The sequence below is a fragment of the Geomonas propionica genome, assembly GCF_016458235.1.
GTDB lineage: Bacteria > Desulfobacterota > Desulfuromonadia > Geobacterales > Geobacteraceae > Geomonas > Geomonas propionica.
In genome coordinates this window covers 1-227 of sequence record NZ_JAEMHK010000051.1, presented here as the reverse complement: position 1 = coordinate 227, position 227 = coordinate 1, and the positions used below count along the sequence as shown (strand labels likewise).

The following is a 227-nucleotide window of genomic DNA, read 5'->3' as shown; positions in this document are numbered from 1 at the left end:
AAGTTCACGAAGCCGGTGGTGGTGTGGCACTGCACGCAGCCGTCCATGGTCTTGAAGTCGTAGCTGGAGTACGCCGGCGCGCTCCCCTTGGCGTGGCCGGAGGTGTACCACGCCTGACGGATCGCCTGGTTGGTCACCGTCGAGAAGTGACAGTCGGTGCAGGCCGAACGCGAGGTGACGTAGGTGGCCGGGTAGGCGCCCGTGGTCATGTTGCCGTAGTGCAGCGT

Annotated in this window: 1 pseudogene; it reads right to left on the bottom strand. The window is 65.2% G+C overall.

The features are described 5' to 3' along the window. A pseudogene (locus tag JFN90_RS22105) lies at positions 1 to 227 on the bottom strand (cytochrome C); the annotation flags it as partial.